At 63.0% G+C, this 18,057-nt stretch carries 13 protein-coding genes; 9 read left to right on the forward strand and 4 right to left on the reverse strand.

Annotated features, from left to right (window positions below; all coding sequences use genetic code 11):
- Nucleotides 1-2: 2 nt before the first annotated feature.
- The 3 genes from rnr to A4R29_RS12745 all read right to left on the reverse strand — a co-directional run bounded on the left by rnr (nucleotide 3) and on the right by A4R29_RS12745 (nucleotide 5,700).
- Entirely contained in the window at nucleotides 3-2,321 is a 2,319-nt protein-coding gene (gene rnr / locus A4R29_RS12735) for a ribonuclease R (protein WP_027161473.1), read from the reverse strand.
- Between the two features lie 6 nt (nucleotides 2,322-2,327).
- The gene (topA, locus tag A4R29_RS12740; protein ID WP_013531916.1) at nucleotides 2,328-4,964 is read right to left on the reverse strand and encodes a type I DNA topoisomerase; all 2,637 of its coding nucleotides are present in this window, start codon (nucleotides 4,962-4,964) and stop codon (nucleotides 2,328-2,330) included.
- Between the two features lie 358 nt (nucleotides 4,965-5,322).
- Nucleotides 5,323-5,700, reverse strand: coding sequence for a COG4315 family predicted lipoprotein (locus tag A4R29_RS12745; RefSeq protein WP_024503571.1), 378 nt, complete (start codon nucleotides 5,698-5,700; stop codon nucleotides 5,323-5,325).
- Nucleotides 5,701-5,885: 185 nt separating this feature from the next.
- Between A4R29_RS12745 and A4R29_RS12750 the strand changes: the two genes are divergently transcribed.
- From A4R29_RS12750 to A4R29_RS12780, 7 genes are all read left to right on the forward strand, one after another.
- Nucleotides 5,886-6,632, forward strand: a complete 747-nt coding sequence (locus tag A4R29_RS12750; RefSeq protein WP_063173667.1) for a cytochrome c biogenesis CcdA family protein — start codon at nucleotides 5,886-5,888, stop codon at nucleotides 6,630-6,632.
- Nucleotides 6,633-6,714: 82 nt separating this feature from the next.
- On the forward strand, nucleotides 6,715-7,152 hold the full coding sequence (locus A4R29_RS12755; protein WP_013531913.1) for a hypothetical protein: 438 nt from the start codon (nucleotides 6,715-6,717) through the stop codon (nucleotides 7,150-7,152).
- A 147-nt stretch (nucleotides 7,153-7,299) separates the two neighbouring features.
- Complete coding sequence (glmU, locus tag A4R29_RS12760) at nucleotides 7,300-8,658, forward strand: bifunctional UDP-N-acetylglucosamine diphosphorylase/glucosamine-1-phosphate N-acetyltransferase GlmU (protein ID WP_063172047.1); 1,359 nt, start codon at nucleotides 7,300-7,302, stop codon at nucleotides 8,656-8,658.
- 172 nt (nucleotides 8,659-8,830) lie between these two features.
- A complete protein-coding gene (gene glmS, locus A4R29_RS12765) occupies nucleotides 8,831-10,654 on the forward strand; it encodes a glutamine--fructose-6-phosphate transaminase (isomerizing) (RefSeq protein ID WP_063172048.1) in 1,824 nt (607 codons plus the stop codon).
- A gap of 10 nt (nucleotides 10,655-10,664) precedes the next feature.
- On the forward strand, nucleotides 10,665-10,850 hold the full coding sequence (locus A4R29_RS12770) for a type II toxin-antitoxin system RelE/ParE family toxin (RefSeq protein WP_063172049.1): 186 nt from the start codon (nucleotides 10,665-10,667) through the stop codon (nucleotides 10,848-10,850).
- Between the two features lie 37 nt (nucleotides 10,851-10,887).
- Entirely contained in the window at nucleotides 10,888-11,187 is a 300-nt protein-coding gene (locus A4R29_RS12775; protein WP_063172050.1) for a HigA family addiction module antitoxin, read from the forward strand.
- Nucleotides 11,188-11,267: 80 nt separating this feature from the next.
- Entirely contained in the window at nucleotides 11,268-12,023 is a 756-nt protein-coding gene (locus tag A4R29_RS12780; RefSeq protein ID WP_024503567.1) for a DUF502 domain-containing protein, read from the forward strand.
- On the opposite strand, the gene recG is transcribed toward A4R29_RS12780, so the two are convergent.
- Nucleotides 11,975-14,083, reverse strand: coding sequence for an ATP-dependent DNA helicase RecG (gene recG, locus A4R29_RS12785; protein WP_063172051.1), 2,109 nt, complete (start codon nucleotides 14,081-14,083; stop codon nucleotides 11,975-11,977). The two genes, A4R29_RS12780 and recG, sit on opposite strands and share 49 nt — an antisense overlap.
- Before the next feature lie 92 nt (nucleotides 14,084-14,175).
- On the opposite strand from recG, the gene A4R29_RS12790 reads away from it, so the two are divergent.
- Together A4R29_RS12790 and mfd are read left to right on the forward strand one after the other, a co-directional pair.
- A complete protein-coding gene (locus A4R29_RS12790; protein WP_013531907.1) occupies nucleotides 14,176-14,463 on the forward strand; it encodes a succinate dehydrogenase assembly factor 2 in 288 nt (95 codons plus the stop codon).
- Nucleotides 14,464-14,536: 73 nt separating this feature from the next.
- Nucleotides 14,537-18,034 (forward strand): transcription-repair coupling factor, encoded by a 3,498-nt coding sequence (gene mfd, locus A4R29_RS12795; protein WP_013531906.1) that lies wholly within the window; start codon nucleotides 14,537-14,539, stop codon nucleotides 18,032-18,034.
- Nucleotides 18,035-18,057: the final 23 nt, after the last annotated feature.

Here is an 18,057-nt window from a genome sequence, read left to right on the forward strand (position 1 = left end):
CATCATCGTCTCCTGCCGCGCGAACCCGGTCGCGATTGCGACGCGCGGACGCGGCCCTTGGCCTTGTGAAACGACCGCTTGGAGCCCGGCAGAGGCTTTGGGTCGGTCAACATCTCGAAGCGCATTGCGCCGGCCATCGGCGCCACCTCGATAAGCCGGACCTCGACGCGGTCCGCGAGTTGGTAGCCTTTGCCAGAGCGTTCTCCGAACAGGGAGCGAGCCGTTTCATCGTATATATAGTAATCGCCGCCCAGAGTTGACACCGGGATGAAACCATCCGCGCCGTACTGCGGCAATTGGACAAATAGTCCTGATTTGGTGACGCCGGAGATGCGGGCATCGAAGCGGTCATCGACGCGTTCGGCGAGATAGGCGGCGATCAGACGGTCGACCGTGTCCCGCTCGGCCGCCATTGCGCGGCGTTCCGTGCCGGAGATCAGCACCGCGACATCTTCGAGCCGTGCCGCTTCGTCCTGCGTCAGTCCACCCGGACCCAGTCCGAGTGCGGCAATAAGTCCGCGATGCACGATCAAATCGGCATAGCGGCGGATCGGCGAGGTGAAATGGGCGTAGCGGCGGAGGTTGAGACCGAAATGGCCGATGTTCTTTGGCGAGTATTCGGCCTGGCTCTGCGAGCGCAGCACCACTTCGTTGACAAGGCCTTCATTGTCGGCGCCGCGCACGCGCTCCAAAATGCCGTTGAACTGGCTTGGCTGCATCTGCGCGCCGCGCGCCAGTGACAGGCCCAATGTCTGCAGGAACTCGCGCAGCGATTCCTGCTTGGCGAGCGACGGCGCGTCGTGGACGCGATAGACCAGCTCCTGCTTCTTCGCCTCCAGCGTCTCGGCCGCGGCGACATTGGCCTGGATCATGAATTCTTCGATGAGCTTGTGGGCATCGAGCCGCTCCGGCACGATGACGCGGTCGACGGTGCCGTCCGGCTTGAGTACGATCTTGCGCTCCGGCAGATCGAGTTCGAGCGGCTGGCGGCCATCGCGGCCGCGCTTCAGGATCGCATAGGCGTCCCACAGTGGCTTCAGCACGGTTTCGAGGATCGGGCCTGTCTTGTCGTCCGGCGCGCCGTCGATCGCCGCCTGAGCCTGTTGGTAGGCGAGCTTTGCCGCCGACTTCATCATGACGCGATGGAAGGTGTGCCTGAGCTTGCGGCCCTCGGCCGAAAAGATCATGCGCACTGCCAATGCCGGCCGGTCCTGGCCCTCGCGCAGCGAGCAGAGATCGTTGGAGATGCGCTCGGGCAGCATCGGCACGACACGATCCGGGAAATAGACCGAGTTGCCGCGCTTCAGCGCTTCGCGGTCGAGTGCAGTGCCATAGCGCACATAGGCGGCGACGTCGGCGATTGCGACAGTGGCAACCACGCCGCCGGGGTTCTTCTCGTCGGGATCCGGCGCGGCGAAGACGGCGTCGTCATGGTCCTTGGCGTCGGCCGGATCGATGGTGACCAGCGGCAGGTCGCGCCAATCCTCGCGATGGTCAAGCGTCGCCGGTTTGACGGCTTCGGATTCTGCGATGACGTCGGCCGGGAAGATATGCGGAATGTCGTGCGCATGGATGGCGATCATAGAGACCGCCTTTTCGCTGGTCAGAGAGCCCAGCACGTTGAGCACCTTGGCTCTCGGCAAGCCGAAACGGGAGGCTCGCGCCGGCTCGACCTCGACCAGGTCGCCATTCTTGGCGCCGTTCTGGAATTCCTTGTCGACGATCAGTTCGGGCTGGCGCCGTTCCACCGGTTCGATGCGGAAGGTGCCGTCCTGCAGGATGCGAAAGATACCGAGCACGGCATCGGTACGTTTTTCGAAAATCTTCACCACCCGCCCGGTGTAGGCGGGGCCGCCCAGGGCGACGTTCGTGTCGTCGGCCGGAAAGGTCTTGGCCAGCACGCGGTCGCCAATGCCGGGCGCCGGTCCACTGCCACTGCGCGACAGGCGGATGGAAACGATAGGCGGCGGCCCATTGGCTGTGTGTTCGGTTGGGCGCGCCAAGAGCACGCCATCGGCATCGCGGTCGAAAATATCGAGGACCGTGACATGGGGCAGGGCACCGACGCGGGCCAGCCCCTTGCGCTCCTTGGTGAGGACGCCTTCGTCCTGCAGGTCGCGCAAAATATCCTTCAGCCAGATGCGGTCGTCGCCGCGCAGCGCGAACGCCTTGGCGATGTCGCGCTTGCCGGCGCGATCAGGATTTTCGGCAATGTAGCGCAGGATTTCGTCACGCGACGGCCGATAGTCGTCCTTGACCTTGGCCCTGGTGTCGGCGGTGCGCGGATCGCCGTGGGTTCTGCCGGTGATCTTGCGCGCCACGCTGTCCTACCCTTTTTTCTTCGCGGCCGGCTTCTTAGCAGCCGGCTTCTTGGCGGCTACTTTCTTGGTTGCCGGAGCTTTGGCCGCGGCCGCCTTGCGGAACGGCTTTTTGCCGCCGCCGCCCTTGGCTTCCTTCTCGGCAATCAGCGCCAGCGCATCCTCCATCGTCACCGACTGGGGATCCTTGCCCTTGGGCAGCGTAGCATTGACCTTGCCGAAATTCACGTAAGGCCCGTATTTGCCGTCGCGCACGACGATCTTGCCGCCGCCATCGGGGTGGTCGCCGAGCTCCTTGAGCGCAGCGGCCGTGCCGCCATTGCGGCCGCCCTTGCCCTTCAGCTGCTTCTCGGCGATCACCGACACGGCGCGGTTGAGGCCGATCGAGAACACGTCCTCGATGCTTTCGAGATTGGCATAGGTGCCGTCATGCAGCACGAACGGGCCGTAACGGCCGAGCCCGGCCGAGATCATCTTGGCCGTTTCCGGATGCTGGCCGACATCGCGCGGCAATGACAGCAGCGCCAGCGCCTTTTCGTGGTCGATCGACTCTGCCGTCCAGCCCTTGGGCAGGCTGGAGCGCTTGGCTTCCTTGCCGTCGCCGCGTTGCAGATAGGGGCCGAAGCGGCCGCTGCGCAGCGTGATTTCCTCTGACGTATAGGGGTCCTTGCCGATGACCTTGGTGCCGTCTTCGCCGCCGCCATTCTCACCATTGGGGTTGGCGGCGTCGCCGAGCTGACGGGTGAAGGAGCATTCGGGATAGTTGGAGCAGCCGACAAAGGCGCCGAACTTGCCGAGCTTCAGCGACAGATTGCCGGTGCCGCATTTCGGGCAGATGCGCGGATTCGAACCGTCTTCGCGCGCGGGGAACACCAGCGGCGCCAACTCCTCATTCAGCGCGTCGAGCACGTCGGTGACGCGCAGTTCCTTGATGTCGGCGACTGCGCCGGAAAAATCCTTCCAGAAATCGCGCAGCACGTCCTTCCAGGCGAGCTTGCCGTCGGAAATCTCGTCGAGCTTTTCCTCGAGGGACGCGGTGAAGTCGTACTCGACATAGCGCTTGAAGAAGCTTTCGAGGAAAGCCGACAGCAGCCGGCCCTTGGCCTGCGGCACCAGCCGGCGCTTGTCGATGGTGACATAGTCGCGGTCCTCGAGCGTCTTCAGGATCGCCGTATAGGTAGAAGGCCGGCCGATGCCGAGCTCTTCCAGCTTCTTGATCAGCGACGCTTCGGAGTAACGCGGCGGCGGCTCGGTGGTGTGCTGGGTGGCGTTGATCGCCTGGCGGGCAAGCTGCTCGCCGGCACGGATCTCGGGCAGGCGACGATTTTCCTCGTCTTCCGCATCGTCGTCCTTCTGGTCGGTGTATGCGGCGATGAAACCGTCGAACCGAACGACCGAACCGATGGCACGCAGCTCCGCGGTGCGCGATCCATTGACCGCCTCGATCTCGGCGGTGGTGCGCTCGATTTCGGCCGGCTGCATCTGGCTGGCGATGGCGCGCTTCCAGATCAGCTCATAGAGCCGCATCTGGTCGGAATCGAGATACTGCCTGACCGATGCCGGGGTGCGCATGAAATCTGTCGGGCGGATCGCTTCGTGCGCTTCCTGGGCGTTCTTGGCTTTGGCCGTATATTGGCGCGGCTTTTCCGGCAGGTATTTCGGACCGAATTCCTTGGCAATGGCATCGCGTGCGGCGTCGATCGCCTCGGGTGCCATCTGCACGCCGTCGGTTCGCATATAGGTGATCAGACCGGTGGTCTCGCCGCCGATCTCCATGCCTTCATAGAGGCGTTGCGCCACCTGCATGGTGCGGCTGGCCGAGAAGCCGAGACCCGACGAGGCGGCCTGCTGCAGCGTCGAGGTGGTGAAGGGCGGGCCGGGATTGCGCTTGGTCGGCTTGGCTTCCACCGACACCGCCTTGAAGGTTGCGCCTTCGAGCATCGACTTGATGTCGTCGGCCTGCGCCTTGTTTGAAATGTCGAGCTTTTGCAGCTTCTTGCGATCGAAGGCGGTCAGCCGCGCTTCGAAATTCTCGTTGCGCGGCGTGCCCAGCAGTGCAGCGATCTGCCAGTATTCCTCGCGGATGAAGCGCTCGATCTCGGATTCGCGGTCGCAGACGAGACGCAGCGCAACCGACTGGACGCGTCCGGCCGAACGGGCGCCCGGCAGTTTGCGCCACAGCACCGGCGACAGCGTGAAGCCGACGAGATAATCCAGCGCCCGGCGGGCGAGATAGGCATCGACCAGCGGCGCATCGATCTGGCGCGGATTGGCCATCGCTTCCAGCACCGACGATTTGGTGATGGCGTTGAAGACGACGCGGCTGACCGGCTTGTCCTTCAGCGCGCGCTTCTGCTTCAGAACTTCCAGCACATGCCAGGAAATCGCTTCGCCTTCGCGATCCGGATCGGTGGCGAGGATCAGGCCGTCGGCGTCCTTGACCGCCTTGGCGATGTCGGCGAGGCGCTTGCCGGAGGCGGTGTCGACCGCCCAGGACATGGCGAAATCCTCATCCGGACGCACCGAGCCATCCTTGGCCGGCAAGTCCCTGATATGGCCGAACGAGGCCAGAACCTTGTAGTTCTTGCCGAGGTATTTGTTGATTGTCTTCGCCTTGGCCGGCGATTCGACGACGACGACGTCCATGAGGTCTCATATCAGCTGTGGTGCGGCAGAAGAATTCCGCTGCGCGCGACGAAATCTCGTTCTATTTGTCGCTCACATGGCCGCGCTTTTGCATCCGGTCAAGGGGAAGCGCCCAAATTGCGGGCCGGTCCGCAGCAATACACTCTTAGAGTGTATGGAGAAAATCACAGAATTTGGGAAAGGCAGATGGTGGGCCTGAGTCAGCGGAAACGACCCGATTCATTTTTCCGCCGAGTCGTTGAAATGCTGCCCAAACCGGGACGGGCGACATTCTAACGGGCTGTTCGATGCCGGCCGCCGGTGGCATGGAGATGCCCGGCGACCAGCCCTTGTCCCGCCAGCAGCGGGACTGGCGTGCTTAGTCGGCCTTGACGATATGCCAGACTTCGCCGACGCCGTCGCCGGTCACATCGCCGGGCTTCTTGTCCTTTATGAAGGTGTAGACCGGCTTGCCGTCATAGGCCCACATCTTGGTGCCGTCGGTGCGGTCGACGACGCTCCACTCGTCATCCGCCTTGGCGCCGGCTTCGGCTTTCAGCGGCGGCCAGTTGGTGGCGCATTTGTCGTAGCAGTTGCTCTTGCCCTTCTCGTCCTTGTCATAGGTGTAAAGCGTCATGCCATTGGCGTCGGTGTAGATCTTGGCGCCATTGACCTCGGCTTCCTTCCACGCGTCGGCAGCGAAGGATGCGGCGGTGCTGAGCAGAAGCGCTGCCAGTCCTGCGGTTATGGTTTTCATGGAAATCTCCTGACTGATATCTGGAGACGCGCGGGAAATCGCGGCCTCACAGCATCAACGCCTGCGGGCTGTCGTTTCTTCCTGGCAAGTGCGTCGGGCAATGGATGATCTTGCCAACACAATGGTGATTGGTGGACAAGGCTGCGCGTCGCTATATCGGCGTCACGACATTGGAGTTCTTGGAAATGGCATTGGACATCGGCTATGTCAGCGCGGTCGGGGCTGGGGCGATTTCGTTCCTGTCGCCTTGCGTGCTGCCGCTGGTGCCGCCTTATCTCTGTTATATGGCCGGCGTCTCGGTCGACGATTTCCGTGGCAATGCGGGTGCGACAGCGCGTGAAGGCGCACGCGGCGCGCTGATCTATTCTTCGATCGCCTTCGTGCTCGGCTTCTCGACCGTCTTTGTCGCGCTCGGCGCCGGCGCCTCGACCATCGGCCGGCTGCTGCGCGTCTGGCAGGAGCCGCTGGCCATGGGCGCAGGCGTGCTGATCATCCTGATGGGCCTGAATTTCCTCGGCGTCCTGCGCATTCCGCTGCTGTCACGCGAGGCACGCTTCCAGTCGCAAGGGAAGCCGGCAAGTGCAATCGCGGCCTATGTCATGGGGCTGGCTTTCGCCTTCGGCTGGACGCCCTGCATCGGCCCGGTGCTGGGACCGATCCTGACGCTGGCCGGCGGCCGCGAGACGGTGGGCGAGGGCGCGCTGCTGCTCGCCGCCTATTCGCTCGGGCTGGGCATCCCGTTCCTGATCGCCGCGCTGTTTTCCGGCGCCTTCATGCGCTTCCTCGGCAAATTCCGCGTCCATCTCGGCCGCGTCGAAAAGGCCATCGGCGCGCTGCTGGTGATCGCCGGTGTGTTTTTTCTGACTGGTGGCGTGCAGACCGTGTCGTATTGGCTGCTGGAGAATTTTCCAGTGCTGGGGCGGCTGGGGTAGTCTCCCCCCGCACGGGAACGATGCACACCAGCCCGCATTTGCAGTGCCGTTGACCAACACTTTTTCGAGCCGGGAGGCGAGAATGGTAGCCAAGGCGGATGTGCGAAAATTCTTCAAGGCCTATGAGAAAATCTACAATGACGCGATCGCCGACACCGTCGATCTCAACGACGTCGCGGACATGTATTCGGCGGGTTTTGTCTCGGTGACGCCGGCGGCGGTCATGGTTGGCGAGAATGGCGAGCAGTTGAAGGCCATTATGACAAAGGGTTTTGAGGCCTATCGTGCCCTCGGCAGCAAGAGAATGACCTGCGTCGATGTCTCGGTGATGCCAATCGATCAGGACCATTGCGTGGCTGAGGTAAACTGGTCCGGTGACTATGAACGCAAGGATGGGAGTCTCGTGACCATCGACTTTGCGATCAACTATCTCGTCGAAAAGCGCGATGGCAAGCTGAAGGTGTTTGGCTGGATATCGGGTGACGAGCAGGCGGAATTCAGGAAACACGGCCTGTTGTAGGGGTGCTGACTGCCGAATTCTGTCCTAAGACCCGCTGATTAAGAGTCAGCTGCTCCGCCATCTCACCGGAATTTAACCGCATTGGTGAAGCATGGGCCCACTGCTATCCTGTCTTGATTCCCAACCCTTTCATATGGTTGCCCATCCATGAGCCAGAGATCCTGCCTGTCCGTCATCCTCGCCGCCGGCGAAGGCACGCGCATGAAGAGCGTGCTGCCGAAGGTGCTGCACCAGATTGCCGGGCTGCCGATGGTCGCCCATGTGGTGAAGGCAGCGGAAGAGGCGGGTGCCGGCAGCCAGGCGCTGGTGATCGGCCATGGCGCCGACGAGATGCGCAAGGCGGCGGCAAAGTTCGCGCCCAAGGCTGAGACTTTCGTGCAGGAAAAGCGCCTTGGCACCGCGCACGCCGTGCTTGCCGCGCGCGATGCAATATCAAAGGGTTATGACGATATCCTGGTCATGTTCGGGGACACGCCGCTGATCGATGCAGATGCGCTGACCGTGGCGCGGCTGAAACTGGCTGAAGGCGCTGCCGTCGTCGTGATCGGCTTCCGCCCGCCCAGTCCGACTGGTTATGGCCGGTTGATCGAAAAGGACGGCAAGCTGACCGCCATCCGCGAGGAGAAGGACTGCTCCGAGGAGGAGAGGAAAATAACCTTCTGCAATGCCGGCATGATGGCGGTGGCCGGCGCCCATGCGCTGGCGCTGCTCGATCAGGTCGGCAACAAAAATGCCAAGGGCGAGTATTATCTCACCGACATTGTCGGGATCGCCAGTGCGCGAGGCCTCGATGTCGTGGCCACCGAAGCCAGTTTCGAAAGCGCGCTCGGCATCAACAACCGCGCCGAACTGGCGCAAGCCGAAGCCATCTGGCAGGCGCGCCGGCGGCATGAGACGATGCTGTCGGGCGTGACGCTGATCGCGCCGGAGACCGTGTATTTCTCGCACGACACCGAGATCGGCACTGACACGATCGTCGAGCCCCATGTCTGGTTCGGTCCGGGCGTGAAGATTGCCACGGGCGCCAAGATCCATGCGTTCAGCCATATCGAGGGCGCCACCATTGCGTCCAATTGCGATGTCGGGCCGTACGCGCGGCTGCGGCCGGGCGCCGATCTCAGGAACAAGGCCAAGGTCGGCAATTTCTGCGAGGTCAAGCAGGCGGTTATCGAAGAGGGCGCCAAGGTCAACCATTTGACCTATATCGGCGACGCCCGTGTTGGTGCTGGGGCCAATATCGGCGCCGGCACCATTACCTGCAATTATGACGGCTATTCGAAATTCTTCACCGACATCGGCGAGGGCGCTTTTGTCGGCTCCAATTCGTCGCTGGTGGCGCCTGTCACCATCGGCAAGGGCGGCTACATCGCCTCAGGCAGCGTGATCACCGAAAGCGTGCCCGACGACGCGCTGGCCTTCGGCCGCGCCCGCCAGAAGACCATTCCAGGCAAGGGCAAGGAGTTGCGCGAGCGCTTTGCTTCGGCGGCGGCGGCGAAGAAAAAGTAAGACCAGCCCGCAAACCGAACGATTGCAGTAACCGGATTGCAAGAGCGGCCTGTCATGGTGCATCGACAGAATGAGCGTTCCGTTATACGGGACGAAATGCAATGTGACTTTCCACGGCAGGCTGGCCATCCCTAAATAGCGCTGGTTTTCCGGGGAATCGGGGGCTTTCTGCATGTGCGGTATCGTTGGAATCGTCGGCCACTCGCAGGTTGCGCCGCTCATCGTCGATGCGCTGAAGCGGTTGGAGTACCGTGGCTATGATTCGGCCGGCGTCGCGACCATCGAGCGTGGCGAACTCGCCCGCCGCCGCGCCGAAGGCAAGTTGATCAACCTGGAGCGCCGGCTCAAGGACGAGCCGCTCGATGGCACGATCGGCATCGGCCACACGCGCTGGGCGACGCATGGCGTGCCCAACGAGACCAATGCGCATCCGCATTTTTCCGACGGCGTCGCCATCGTCCACAACGGCATCATCGAGAATTTCGCCGAACTGCGCGACGAACTGGTCCGCGACGGCTATTCTTTTTCGTCGCAGACCGACACCGAGGTCGTGGCGCATCTGGTGGCCCGCGAACTCGCCAAGGGGCTGAATCCGGTCGAAGCCGCGCACCAGGCGCTGAAGCGGCTGGAAGGCGCCTTTGCGCTGGCGATCATGTTCAAAGGCGACGAGGATTTGATCGTCGGCGCCCGCAACGGTCCGCCTTTGGCCGTCGGCCATGGCGATGGCGAGATGTTCCTGGGCTCCGACGCCATCGCGCTCGCCCCGTTCACCAATTCGATCACCTATCTGGAAGATGGCGACTGGGCGGTGGTGCGCCGTGGCGGTGTCACCATCTTCGACATTGACGGCACAAAGGTCGACCGCAAACGCCAGCAGTCGCTGTCGACCAGCTTCATGGTCGACAAGGGCAACCGACGCCATTTCATGGAAAAGGAAATCCATGAGCAGCCCGAGGTGATCTCGCACACCTTGGCGCATTACGTGGATTTCGTCTCCGGAGTGTCGAAGCCGCTCGACCTGCCGTTCGACTTCGCCAAAATTGGTCGGCTGGCGATCTCGGCCTGCGGCACGGCGTATCTGGCCGGCCTGATCGGCAAGTACTGGTTCGAACGCTACGCGCGCCTGCCCGTCGACATCGATGTCGCCTCCGAATTCCGTTACCGCGAAATGCCGCTCTCGAAGAACGATGCGGCGTTTTTCATCTCGCAATCGGGCGAGACCGCCGACACGCTGGCCTCGCTGCGTTATTGCCGCAAAGCCGGCATGAAGATCGGCGCGATCGTCAATGTGCGCGAATCGACCATGGCGCGCGAATCCGACGTCGTGCTGCCGACGCTTGCCGGACCCGAGATCGGCGTCGCCTCGACCAAGGCCTTCACCTGCCAGCTTTCCGTGCTGGCCGCGCTTGCGGTGCGCGCCGGCGTGGCGCGCGGTATGATTTCGAAGGAACAGGAGAAAACCCTGGTGCGCGCGCTTTCGGAAGCGCCGCGCTACGCCAACCAGGTGCTCAAGCTTGAAGAGCAGATCGAGCGGATCGCGCGCGAACTCTCGCGCTACAAGGACGTGCTCTATCTCGGCCGCGACACCAATTTCCCGCTGGCCATGGAAGGCGCGCTGAAACTCAAGGAAATCTCCTACATCCACGCCGAAGGCTATGCAGCCGGCGAACTGAAGCATGGGCCGATCGCGCTGATCGACGAGAACATGCCGGTCATCGTCATCGCGCCGCATGACCGGATCTTCGAGAAAACCGTTTCCAACATGCAGGAGGTGGCGGCGCGCGGCGGCAAGATCATCCTGATCACCGACAGCAAGGGCGCGGCGCAGGTGAGCGTGAAGACGATGGAGACGATCATCCTGCCGGACGTGCCGGAAATCATCTCGCCGATCATCTACGCGCTGCCGATCCAGATGCTGGCCTATTTCACCGCCGTGTTCATGGGCACCGACGTCGACCAGCCACGCAATCTGGCGAAATCGGTGACGGTGGAATAGGTATCGTCAAATCTTGCGCGCAATTGCCAATGCTGCCCAACTGAATGACCTTCGATCGCCGCCCGGAAATCATCTTGAAGCCCTGAACGGGAGCCGAGCCGGACAGCATTCAATTCGCATCAATGACCAGTGGCGCATCTGCTTCAAATGGACCGCTGCTGGCGCTGAAGACGTGGAGATCGTCGATTACCATTGAGCAGGCACTTGCCCTGAACCCTTGAGGACCCTGAACTATGCTCAAGTTCGCACGTCCAGTTCATCCTGGAGAATTCCTGCGTGAAGAATATCTCGTCCCGCTCGGCATGAGTGCAGGCGCGCTGGCGAAAAAGCTCAACCTTCCGCGCACCGGTATCGAACGCATTGCCAAAGAAGAGATCGGCCTGACTCCCGATACCGCTCTTCGCCTCGCCAGATTTTTCAACACCACGCCCGAATTCTGGATGAATTTTCAACAGGCCTATGAGCTTGAAACCGAAGCCAGAAAGCTGGCGCCGGAGCTCGAGAAGATTGAGCCGTTGGAAGTAGCGGCATAATCGGCTCTTTAAAAACTTCGCAGTTCCAAAGCTTCGTCCGGTTCACTAATGTTGCGCTGCAACCCGCGCTCCGGTGAACCATGTCCGATGCTCCCAAGACCTCCGGCATGACCCGGCTGAGGAACTATTTCCTCACGGGCTTCATCGTCTGCGCGCCCTTGGCGATCACCGCCTACATTGCCTGGTCGTTCATCGGCTGGGTCGATTCCTGGGTGAAGCCTTATATTCCGGCCCGCTACAGCCCTGACACCTACCTGTCGTTTCCGGTGCCGGGGTTCGGACTGATCGTGGCGCTTATCCTGATCACGCTGATCGGTTTCCTGACGGCAAACATCGTCGGCCGCGCCATCGTCAATTTCGGCGAGCGCCTGCTTGGCCGCATGCCGCTGGTGCGCGGCATCTACGGCTCGCTGAAACAGATTTTCGAGACCGTGCTGTCGAACAAGGGTGACATGTTCCGCCAGGTCGGGCTGGTCGAATATCCGCGCAAGGGCGTGTGGTCGCTGGTGTTCGTCGCCAGTGAAAAGGAAACCGAGATCAACCAGAAGCTCGACCAGGAAGGCGATCCGCTGATCGCCGTATTCATGCCGTGCACGCCAAACCCGACCACGGGCTTCCTGATGTATGTGCCGAAGTCGGACATCGTGCCGCTCGACATGACGATCGAGGATGGCGCCAAGCTGATCGTCTCCGCCGGTCTGGTGGCGCCCGAAGTAAAGCAAATGGTTGTCGTGAATGGCGAGCCGATCGAAGGGATGCTCGCCAACCCTTCGGTTGCCGCCCTGGCTCAGCCGGCGCGCAGAAGCCGCACGGCTTCGTCGCGACCGAACAAGTAAAGCAGCAGGCGCAACGCCTCACCACGCTGCGATTGCAGTTCCGGATCGCGTGACAGGATCAGCCTGGCATCGTCGCGGGCGGCCTCCAGAAGGTCGGCATGCGCCTCGATGCGAGCCACCTGGAAGCCCGGCGTGCCCGACTGGCGGGTGCCAAGCAATTCGCCTTCGCCGCGCAGCTTCAGGTCCTCCTCGGCGATCAGGAACCCATCCTCGGTCTCGCGCATCACCGACAGCCGGCGTTTTGCGGTCTCGCCGAGCGGGTCCTTGTAGAGCAGCACGCATGAGGAAGGCTTGTCACCGCGTCCGACCCGGCCGCGAAGCTGGTGCAGTTGGGCAAGGCCGAAGCGCTCTGCATGCTCGATGACCATGACGGTGGCGTCCGGCACGTCGACGCCGACCTCGATGACGGTGGTGGCGATCAGGATGCGTGTCTCGCCCTGCTTGAAGGCGCGCATCGCCTCGTCCTTCTCTGCACCCTTCATGCGGCCGTGAACGAGACCGATGCGATCGCCGAACAATGGTTTCAGCGAGGCGAAGCGGTCTTCGGCCGACATCAGTTTGATCTCTTCGGATTCCTCGACCAGCGGACAGATCCAGTAGATCTTCTGGCCGCCGGCGACGGCGTCCACCATGCGGTCGACCAGTTCGTCGAGCCGCTCGAGCGGCAGCGTAACGGTACGGATCGGCTGGCGGCCGGCCGGTTTTTCCGTCAGTTTCGACACGTCCATGTCACCGAAAGCGGTCAGCACCAGGGTGCGCGGGATAGGAGTGGCCGTCATCACCAGCATGTCTGGCGCGTCGCCCTTGGCGGTGATGGCAAGCCGCTGATGGACGCCGAAACGATGCTGCTCGTCGATGACGGCGAAGACGAGGTCTTTGAAGATGACGGTCTCCTGGAACAGCGCGTGGGTGCCGACGACGATGTCGATCTCGCCGCTTGCCAGGCCGGCCAGCGTATCCGCGCGTTCGCGGCCCTTCTCGCGACCGGTGAGGATGGCGATGCGAAGCCCTACCTTGGCGGCAAGCGGCGTGATGGTCGCCAGATGCTGGCGCGCCAGGATTTCGGTCGGTGCCATCAAGGCTGCCTGGCCGCCGGCCTCGACGGCACGCGCCATGGCCAGCAGCGCGACGACGGTCTTGCCGGAACCGACATCGCCCTGCAGAAGCCGCAGCATGCGCTCTGGGTCGGCGAGGTCGGCATTGATTTCGGCCAGCGCAAACTCCTGGCTTGATGTCAGCGAATAGGGCAGTGCGGCCCGCAGTTTTTCGACGATGCGGCCGTCGCCGACCAGGGGTCGCCCGGACAGCCTGCGGACTTTCGCTCGCACCAGCGCCAGCGAGACCTGGCCCGCCAGCAACTCGTCATAGGCGAGCCGCCGCCAGGCGGCACCATCGATGGAGACGTCAATCGGGTCGGCCGGATTGTGGATGCGGGCAAGCGCATCGCCAAAGGCCGCAAAGGTGTGCCGCCGCATGAAGGCGCCGTCCTGCCATTCGGGAAATTCAGGCACGCGCATCAGCGCCTGGCCGATCGCCCGGCGCAGCACCTTGCCCGAGAGCCCGGCTGTCAGGGGATAGACCGGTTCGACCAGCGGCAGGTTTTCCGCCTCGCTGGCCAGCGCAATATGGTCGGGGTGGACCATGCTCGGGCGGCCGTTGAACCATTCCATGCGGCCCGAGACCACGACATGCTCGCCCTCGGGCATCGCCTTTTCGAGATAGGAGGCGTGAGCATGGAAGAAGGTCAGCGCGATCTCTCCGGTATCGTCATGGGCGAAGACCCGGTAGGGCACCGACCTGTTGCCACGCGGTGGCGGCTGGTGGCGGTCGATGCGCACATCGAGCGTGACGATCTGGCCTTCCGCGGATCCCGCGATACCAGGCCGACTGCGCCAGTCGATGACGGTGTGCGGCAGCACGAACAGAAGATCGCCGGCACGCGCCGCGCGGTCGCCGAGATCGGCCGGAACAACCTTCTCGATCAGCGCGCCGACTTTCGGTCCGACGCCCGCAAGCGACGTGATCGGGACAAACAAGGGATCGAGGATGGTCGGGCGCATGATGTCAGCTTATGTTGCGACGGCGGCAGCGCAAGGCTGACAGCCCCTTCTATCCACGCTATATGCGCCGCAGCAAGCAAGGATGCGGTACGATGACCGGAACGACGAGATCAAGCGAGGGGCTGGACGTGCGCCGCCGCAAGCTTCTGTTTCGCTCCTGGCATCGCGGCATGCGCGAGATGGACCTGATCCTCGGCACTTTCGCCGACGCTGAGATCGGCGTCTTGACCAACGAGGAAATCGACCAATATGAGAGGCTCCTCGACATTCCCGATACCGAATTCCTGCCCATGGTCACCGGCGAACGCCCGGTTCCGGCCGATATCGATTGTGCCGTCCTGCGAAAGATCCTGGCTTTCCGCCGCTCTCTGACATTCTGAACACAAGCAATTCCAGGAAAAGTAACGAAGCGGTTTTCCGTTCGGAATTGCGATAAAACAAGACCGTGATTTCATGAGCCTCATTCCCACCATCGGTCTGCCGAAAGGCCGCGCCGGTCAGTTCATCGTCGATGGCGTCGCCGACGGCTACGAAGCCTTTGCGCTGGTGCAGGCGGCGCTCGAGATCGCGCCCGACAAGCCGGTTCTGTTCGTCGCGCGCGACGGTCAGCGCCTGCCGGCGATCATCGAGGCATTGTCCTTCGCGGCCCCCGGCCTGCCGGTGCTGGAACTGCCGGCCTGGGATTGCTTGCCCTACGACCGCGTCTCGCCCGGCTCCGATGCGGCCGCCAAGCGCCTCGATGCGCTGACCGCCATGATCGCTCTGGCGAAGAAGCCGCACCGCGCCGTCATCCTCACCACCGCCAATGCGCTGCTGCAGCGCATTCCGCCGTCCGAGTTGGTCGAGGCGCAGACTTTTCATGCCAGGCCCGGCAACCAGATCGACATGAACGCACTGGTCTCGCGGCTGGAAACGTCCGGTTTCGAGCGTGTGCCGACAGTGCGCGGCATCGGCGAGTTCGCGGTGCGCGGCGGCATTCTCGACCTGTTCGCTCCCGGCTGGACCGAGGCGCTCAGGCTCGATTTCTTCGGCGACACGCTGGAATCGATCCGTGTGTTCGACGCCGCCACGCAGCGCACCACCGGTCAACGCAAGTCGATGGCGCTGCAAGCGATGAGCGAGGTGGCGCTGACGCCGGAAACCATCAGCCGCTTCCGCCGCTCCTATATCGAAGCCTTCGGCGCACCGCAGCGCGACGACGGGCTCTATGCGGCGGTCAGCGAAGGGCGTCGCTTCGCTGGCATGGAGCACTGGCTGCCGTTCTTCTACGAACGGCTGGAGACGGTGTTCGACTATCTGCCTGACACGCCTGTCATCTTCGACCATCTGGCGCATGAGGCGCTGGCCGAGCGCCACACGCTGATCCTCGATCACTACGAGGCGCGCAGGAAGCAGGCCGACGGCGCGCTGAAGGATGCGGTGCCCTATAAGCCAGTCGCGCCGGACCTGCTCTATCTCTCCCCGGAAAACCTGATCACCTCGCTCGGGCCGCGCGAAGCGATCGACTTTACGCCATTCGACGCGCCCGACATTGGCGCCAAGAAGGTCTATCATGCCGGTTCGCGCCACGGCCGCAGCTTCGTCGAGGAGCGCGCCGATCCGAACGCCAACGTGTTCGATGTCGTCGTCAAACACATCGCCGATGAGCGCGCGGCGCGCCGCCGCGTCGTCATCGCCGGCTGGACCGAAGGCTCGCTCGACCGGCTTGGCCAGATCCTCGCCGAACACCATCTCGGCAACCTCAAGCAGGTCGTGACGCTGGCGGAAGCCGAAAAGCTCGAGCCGGGGCAGGCGGCCCTGGCCGTGCTGCCGCTCGAATCCGGCTTCGAGACCGAAAAACTGGTCGTCGTCGCCGAACAGGACATTTTGGGCGACCGGCTGATCCGGCGCTCGAAACGCAAGAAGCGTCCCTCGGATTTCATTGCCGAGGCCTCGGCGCTGTCGGCCGGCGACATTGTCGTCCATGCCGACCACGGCATTGGCCGTTTCATTGGCCTGCGCACCATCGAAGCGGTCGGCGCACCGCATGACTGCCTGGAAATCCACTATGCCGGCGACGACCGGCTGTTCCTGCCGGTGGAAAACATCGAACTCCTGTCGCGCTACGGTTCTGACACGGCCGAGGCGACGCTGGACAAGCTTGGCGGCGGCGCCTGGCAGTCGCGCAAAGCGCGGCTGAGGAAGCGCCTGCTCGACATGGCCGGTCAGTTGATCCGCATCGCCGCCGAGCGGCAGATGCGCTCGGCGCCGCCACTGGTGCCGGCAGAAGGCCTCTATGGCGAGTTCGCCGCCCGCTTTCCCTATGAAGAGACCGACGACCAACAGACGGCCATCGATTCGGTGCGCGACGATCTTGCTGCCGGCAAGCCGATGGACCGGCTGATTTGCGGCGATGTCGGTTTCGGCAAGACCGAAGTGGCGCTGCGTGCCGCCTTCATCGCGGCAATGGAAGGTTTTCAGGTGGCGGTGGTGGTGCCGACGACATTGCTGTCACGCCAGCATTTCAAGACGTTTTCGCAGCGGTTTTCCGGCCTGCCGATCCGCGTCGCCCAGGCGTCGCGGCTGGTCGGCGCCAAGGAACTGGCCGAGACCAAGAAAGGCATCGCCGAAGGCCAGGTCGACATCGTCATCGGCACGCACGCGCTGCTCGGTTCCGCGATCTCGTTCAAGAACCTTGGTCTGCTGATCATCGACGAAGAGCAGCATTTTGGCGTCAAGCACAAGGAACGGCTGAAGGACCTGAAGACCGACGTGCACGTGCTGACGCTGTCGGCGACGCCGATCCCGCGAACGCTGCAACTGGCGTTGACCGGGGTGCGCGAGCTGTCGCTGATCGCCACGCCGCCGGTCGATCGCATGGCGGTGCGCACCTTCATATCGCCCTTCGATCCGCTGGTGATCCGCGAGACGCTGCTGCGCGAACGCTATCGCGGTGGCCATTCCTTCTATGTGGTGCCGCGCATCAGCGATCTCTCGGAAATACATGATTTCCTGAAGGAATCCGTGCCGGAGTTGAAGGTGGCGGTGGCTCATGGCCAGATGCCGCCGGGCGAACTCGACGACATCATGAATGCCTTTTATGACGGCCAGTACGACGTGCTGTTGTCGACCACCATCGTCGAATCCGGCCTTGATATTCCGACCGCCAACACGCTGATCATCCACCGCGCCGACATGTTCGGCCTGTCGCAGCTCTACCAATTGCGCGGCCGCGTCGGCCGTTCGAAGGTGCGGGCCTACGCGCTGTTCACGCTGCCGGCCAACCGCAAGCTGACGGACACCGCCGAGCGGAGGCTCAAGGTGCTGCAATCGCTCGACACTCTGGGCGCCGGCTTCCAACTGGCCAGCCACGACCTCGATATCAGAGGCGCCGGCAATCTTCTCGGCGAGGAGCAGTCCGGACACATCAAGGAGGTCGGCTTCGAACTCTACCAGCAGATGCTGGAAGAAGCCGTCGCCGAGGTGAAGGATTCGGGCGAGGTGCAGGATGGCGGCTGGTCGCCGCAGATTGCCGTCGGCACGGCGGTGATGATCCCGGAAAGCTATGTTCCGGACCTGCAGCTCCGGCTGGCGCTTTATCGCCGTCTCGGCGATCTCGAAAACACCGAGGAAATCGACGCTTTCGGCGCCGAGCTGATCGACCGCTTCGGCCCGCTGCCGGAGGAGGTGAAGCATCTGTTGAAGATCGTCTTCATCAAGGCGCTCTGCCGCAAGGCCAATGTCGAAAAACTCGACGCCGGGCCGAAGGGCGTCGTCATCCATTTCCGCAAGCGCGAATTCTCCAACCCGGTCGGGCTGGTCAAGTTCATTGGCGAACAGGGATCGTTGGCCAAGATCCGGCCGGACCACAGTGTCGTCTTCGTGCGCGACTGGCCGACAGCCGAGAAGAGGCTGGCGGGCTCGGCGGTCGTCATGACGCAGTTGGCACGGCTGGTGGAGAAGGCGGCGTAGCTAGCCTCGGACCATTCGCCAGC

This window comes from Mesorhizobium ciceri biovar biserrulae (genome assembly GCF_001618845.1).
In the GTDB taxonomy this organism is placed as follows: Bacteria; Pseudomonadota; Alphaproteobacteria; order Rhizobiales; family Rhizobiaceae; genus Mesorhizobium; species Mesorhizobium ciceri.